Genomic DNA, 4996 nt, shown 5'->3' with positions numbered 1-4996 from the left:
CACGCGGCGCCGCCCACCGCGAGCAGGCAGCCCGCCACCAGCCGCGCCACCGCGGGCAGCACGGGACGCACCGCTCCGTGGTGGCCGGCGCAGGCCTGCGGTGTGCACGGGGAGACGGGGAACCAGGCGTTCATCGCGGCGGGGTCATGGAGAGGAAGTGCCGCAGGTAGCGGGGGTCGGTGCGGCGCATGGAGAGGAGTATATAGAGGTCGGCGCAGTCGAAGTCCGGGTCGTAGGCGGGCGATCCGCACACCCAGGCCCCGAGGCGGAGGTAGCCGCGGAGCAGCGGCGGCAGATCGGCGCGGGCGCCGGCGGCCGGCCGCGGGCCCGGATCCCCGGCGGTGCCCGACCAGAGGCGGTGCGGGGTGACCCAGTACTCCTCGGGGGCGAGGTGCTTGGCGCGTACGGTCTCCCAGCTGCGGGCCGCCTGGATGCCGCCGTCGCCCAGGGGGAGCGAGCAGCAGCCGGCCAGCCAGTTGTGGCCGGTGCGCTCCATGTAGCGGGCGAGGCCGGCCCAGATGAGGGCGATGACGGCTCCGTCGCGATGGGCGGGGTGGACGCAGGAGCGGCCCACTTCGACGAGGTCGTCGCGCAAGGGGGCGAGCCGGGTGAGGTCGAACTCGTTCTCCGAGTAGAGGCGGCCGGCCGCGCGGGCGCGCTCGGGAGGCAGCACCCGGTAGGTGGCGACGACGTCGCCGGTGGCGGTCTCCCTCACCAGCAGGTGGTCGCAGAAGGCGTCGAACTCGTCGCCGTCGAGGCCGGGTCCGGGCCCGTCGAGCCGGGCGCCGAGCTCTCCGGCGAACACCTGGTGCCGCAGGCGCTGGGCGGCACGTACGTCTTCGGGGCAGGTGGCGAGCGAGAGGTGGTAGGCGTGCTGCGACGGGGCGGGGGGCTGCGACTGGCCCGAGAGGGCGGCGGGCCGGTCGGGGGCCGGCACGGCAGAGACGGGGCGTACCGGTGGAGCGATGGGCAGCGCGGTCATGGCAGTCTCCGGGGACGGATCAGCAAGGGCGGCCGTCGGACCGTCGCGCGGTGGCGAAGGTCCGGCCCCCTACTTCTTCCGTGGCCGGCTGGATTCGACGTGACCGCCATGGAGAGTCGGGATGTGCGACGGCTGAATCCCGGGGTGCGGACCGTTTCCACCTTTCCCCCGCACCCCGCCCGCCCCCTCCGCCCCCGCCGCGGGGGTGCGTCCGTCAGCTGCCCGCCAGGAGGGAACTGATGCGCTCAGAAGCCGACTTCGCCGCCTTCTGAGGGTCCTGTCCTTCCAGCACCGCGGTCATGTACGGCTTGATCGGGTTCGTTTCCTCTACCTCCGCCCACTGCGCGGAGTTGGGAGTGGCCCGACCCTGCGCCGCCCCCTTCGCCATCGCGGCGGTGCCTTCCTGGCTTCCGATGGCGCTCGCGAGCTTCGGCTTGTTCGGGACGTAGCTCATGGCCAGGGCGAGTTCCCGCTGCCACTTCTCGCCCGCCAGCGCCTTGATCACGTCGATGCCGGCGCTGCGGTGGGCCGCCTTCTCCGGGACGATCAGGTCGGAGCCGCCGGTGAACACGGCGCCGGGCTTCTTCGTGGTCTTGCCGGGTATCGGGAAGTAGCCGAGTTTTCCCTTGAGTTCGGGGTTGGCCTGCTCGATGAGGGCGGCGGAGCCCGGGGTGGAGATGATCTGGGCGACGTCGCCTCGGGCGAACACGTCGGTCTGCGGCGGGTTCTCCTCGTCGGCGTTCTTCGGGCCGGCTCCGAGTGCCTGGAGCTTCTTGTAGAACTCCATGCCCCTGAGTGCCTCGGGAGTGTCCAGGGCGCCGACCCAGTCCCCGTCGTCTCCTTCGGCGAGTTCGCCGCCCTCGTCCCAGATGAACCCGGCGAGGACGTACCAGTTCTGTCCCGCGAGGTAGATGCCCTGGTTCCCGTCGGCGTCCAGGAGTTCGGTGTCGGCGATCCACTGCTCGCGGTTCTTCGGCGGGGTGTCGATCCCCGCCTGCGCGAAGAGGTCCTTGTTGTAGATGACCACCCGGTTGGCCGCGTACCAGGGGATGCCGTACTGCACTCCGTTGATGCTGCCCGGTTCGGCGAGGCCCGGCAGCCAGTCCTCGCTGCCGAGGTCACGCATGGACTCCAGGGTGAGATCACGCAGACCGCCGCTCTCCGCGTACTGGGCCACCTGCGTGTTGCCGACCTCGATGACGTCCGGGGAGTCACCACCCTTGAGGGCGGACAGCACCTTGGGGCCGATCCCGCCCCACTCCTGGAACTTGAATTCCAGTTGGACAGAGGTGTGTTCCGCCTCGTACGCCGTGGTGAACTTGTCCAGGAACTCGGTCGAGGCGCTGCCCTTCATCAGCCAGACCGTCACGGTCTCGTCCCCTGCGGCGGACGGGGACAGATAGCCGCATCCTCCGAGGGCGACGGACGAGACGAGTGCGATGGCTCCGGCAAGAATCCGGTTCTTCACGAGCGTCACCTTCTGCGAAACAGCACGACGGAAAAATGACCCGGTGTGGGGGGACGCGGGCGGTGCTCGCACGGGTGTGTGGCTGGATTTTGGTATGGACCATTGAGCAGGTCAAGGCCCGCCCGTCGCCCGGGCGCGCCTGGTTGTTCCCTCGCGCACCGTCCGGGAGTGAGGCACGGTGGAGACACGAAGGGAGACATACGATGTCCAATCACACCTATCGGGTCACCGAGATCGTAGGAACCTCCGAGGAGGGCATCGACGCGGCGATCCGCAACGGCATCGCCCGGGCGTCGGAAACGTTGCACAATCTCGACTGGTTCGAGATCAAGGAAGCGCGCGGACACATCGAGGACGGCCGTATCGGCCACTACCAGGTGACGCTCAAGGTCGGATTCCGCCTCGACGGTCCCTCCTGACCTGGCCCGACCCTCGATCCGCCCCTCCCGCACGCGACTCGCCACGCGTCGCGTCCCGCTCCCGTCGGCAACCACGATGCCCTCGGCGGCCCAGCGGCCACCCATGCTTGTCCGACGGAACGCGCCCCCGGACTTCGCTCCCCGGTCCGGTCCGCCGTCTGCGATGATCCGGTCCATGACATCTTTTCCCGCGCGAAAGGGCGGCCACCGCCCCGTCCGATGAGGTGGCCCGACGGAGCGGCCCGGCCGTCCGCCCGCTTCCTGGCCGGCTTGGGGGCCTTGCGGAGAGCCCCCGAGGAGGAATGGCCGGCCCTGGACGCCGCTCTGGCCGCGGACGTACGGGAGGCCGCCCCCGAACTGCCGGACCTCGGCACGCTCTGGGGCGCGGCACTGGAGGAACGGGGACGCGAGCGCCACGCGTACGTCCTCGCCGAACACCTGCTGGCCGATCCGGCGACCCGGGACATCGGCGCCGGTCGAACTGGTCCCGTCCCTGGTCCGTCACTGCGGGGAACCCCCCTCCCCGGCGGTCTCGCGAGCCCTGGCCACCGCGTCCCTCTCGGAGGCGGCCCGGCGTACGCACGGCGCCCTGCTGTCCGCGCGAGGGTTCCCGCCTCCCCCGCGGTCGCGGCGTCGCGACCGGAAGGCGTACAGCCCCGAATCGGCCGCCGAGGCACTCGCGGCGCTCCCGGTGGGGGTGAGCCGGCTCAGCGCCGCCCGGGAGGTCTTCGGCGCCCTGCTGGACGCCGGTCCGCTCTCCTTCCGGCAGGCGGCCCAGCTCCACAACCTCACGTTCCGGCGGCCCGGGCGCATGCAGGCGGCCTGTGCGCCGTTGTGGCTGCGTCACGCGGGGCCTTCGGCCGCGCCCCGGCTGCTGGACCTCATGACACCGCTGCTGGACGACTACGCGTGGGGTGAGGAGTACCTGGCCGCGCTCGCCCGGATGGGCAGAGCGGCGCTGCCCGCGCGACCGGCGGTGACCGCCCTGATCGAACGACGCACCCGCATCCCGGTGTGCGACTCCAGCCGCGACGCGGAGACCGCGCGGGACGAGGCTCTCCTCTCGGCGGCCCTCGTCACCCGGCGTTCCCTCAGGTACGCCCCTGACGCTCCTGCGCGTCCTTCAGCGCCTGCGACGTGTCGGCCCAGCGGGCCCGCACCACGGTGAAGCCGGCCGCCTCGGCGTCGTCGCAGACCAGTTCGTCGTCGTCCACGAGCATCCGGATCTCGCGCGCCCGGCCCAGCCGTTTCAGCACCTCCAGCTTGGTGCGGCGGGCGGGCCGGCGGTCGTCGTCGCGCCGCATGTGCAGCGGCCCCTCGGGGAGCCCGTGCCGGGAGATCCAGTCGAGGGTGTCCCGGCGGCAGCGTTCCGGCCGTCCCGTCAGGTACACGACCTCGCACTCGTCGGTGCTCCGCACCGCGAGGCTGATGCCCTCGGCGAGCGGCGGGTCGTCGACAGCGGCGGCGAAGAACGCGGGCCAGTCCCGGCCGGGGCCTTCGAGGAAGTGCTGGCGGTGGGCGCTGTCCGAGAGCGTGCCGTCCAGGTCGAATACGGCCAAAGGCCTGGCGTCGTCGGTCATCCCCCCACAGTAGGCCCCCGGTCCGGCTCGAACCCGCCCGGTACGCCTCCGCCGGGCCCGCCGATGCCTGTCGCCCGGTTTCGCGGGCATACGCCGATCGCCGGGCCGCATTCGCCGCCCGGACACGAGAACACGAGCGCGGACACGTGGGGGTTCCATGCCGACTGCCCTGCCGGCGAGACGGGCCGGAGTCGACGACGAGCAGCACCCGGGCGTCTCACGCCCGGGCCGCTCTCCCGCCCTGACCAGCGGTATCGGTCGCGCGGCCGTACGGATCGGTGCACTGACGGTCTGCCAGGCCGGACTGTTGACGGGATTCGGCCTGCTGATCACCGGCCCGGCGCGCAACTGGTGGCCGCTGACCGTCGAGGACGGGGTGAACGAGGGGTTCGAGCGCATACGCACCCATGCGCTCACCTCCGCCTCGCTCATCGGCTCGGGTGCGGGCAACACTGGCGCGGAATCGCGGGGTTCCCGCTGCACGGGACCGAATAGCGGCACCGGGCGTGTTCGCTCCCGGCGTGTTCGCTCCCGGCGTGGCCGGTTG

At 71.9% G+C, this 4996-nt stretch carries 5 protein-coding genes and 1 pseudogene; 3 read left to right on the top strand and 3 right to left on the bottom strand.

What is annotated here, in order from left to right; genetic code table 11:
* Positions 1-130 precede the first annotated feature (130 nt).
* Both ACWD3D_RS33450 and ACWD3D_RS33445 read right to left on the bottom strand, forming a co-directional pair.
* The gene (locus ACWD3D_RS33450) at positions 131-982 is read right to left on the bottom strand and encodes a GNAT family N-acetyltransferase (RefSeq protein ID WP_451464473.1); all 852 of its coding nucleotides are present in this window, start codon (positions 980-982) and stop codon (positions 131-133) included.
* Positions 983-1196: 214 nt separating this feature from the next.
* Complete coding sequence (locus ACWD3D_RS33445; protein WP_451464472.1) at positions 1197-2450, bottom strand: extracellular solute-binding protein; 1254 nt, start codon at positions 2448-2450, stop codon at positions 1197-1199.
* Positions 2451-2653: 203 nt separating this feature from the next.
* Here ACWD3D_RS33445 and ACWD3D_RS33440 point away from each other — a divergent pair, with 203 nt between their 5' ends.
* Both ACWD3D_RS33440 and ACWD3D_RS33435 read left to right on the top strand, forming a co-directional pair.
* Complete coding sequence (locus ACWD3D_RS33440) at positions 2654-2869, top strand: dodecin (protein WP_327267486.1); 216 nt, start codon at positions 2654-2656, stop codon at positions 2867-2869.
* A 697-nt stretch (positions 2870-3566) separates the two neighbouring features.
* Positions 3567-4037, top strand: coding sequence for a hypothetical protein (locus tag ACWD3D_RS33435; protein ID WP_451464471.1), 471 nt, complete (start codon positions 3567-3569; stop codon positions 4035-4037).
* Here the strand turns inward: ACWD3D_RS33435 and ACWD3D_RS33430 are convergent.
* Positions 3961-4449, bottom strand: coding sequence for a phosphatase domain-containing protein (locus ACWD3D_RS33430; RefSeq protein WP_451464470.1), 489 nt, complete (start codon positions 4447-4449; stop codon positions 3961-3963). The two genes, ACWD3D_RS33435 and ACWD3D_RS33430, sit on opposite strands and share 77 nt — an antisense overlap.
* Before the next feature lie 157 nt (positions 4450-4606).
* On the opposite strand from ACWD3D_RS33430, the pseudogene ACWD3D_RS33425 reads away from it, so the two are divergent.
* A pseudogene (locus ACWD3D_RS33425) lies at positions 4607-4996 on the top strand (hypothetical protein); the annotation flags it as partial.

The sequence above is a fragment of the Streptomyces sp. NPDC002690 genome (assembly GCF_053592415.1).
This window is presented reverse-complemented; position numbering and strand designations above follow the sequence as displayed.

Bases quoted from the DNA above. Each gene is read 5' to 3' on its own strand.
- ACWD3D_RS33430 (WP_451464470.1), bottom strand. From the start codon at position 4,449: ATGACCGACGACGCCAGGCCTTTGGCCGTATTCGACCTGGACGGCACG.
- ACWD3D_RS33450 (WP_451464473.1), bottom strand. From the start codon at position 982: ATGACCGCGCTGCCCATCGCTCCACCGGTACGCCCCGTCTCTGCCGTG.
- ACWD3D_RS33440 (WP_327267486.1), top strand. From the start codon at position 2,654: ATGTCCAATCACACCTATCGGGTCACCGAGATCGTAGGAACCTCCGAG.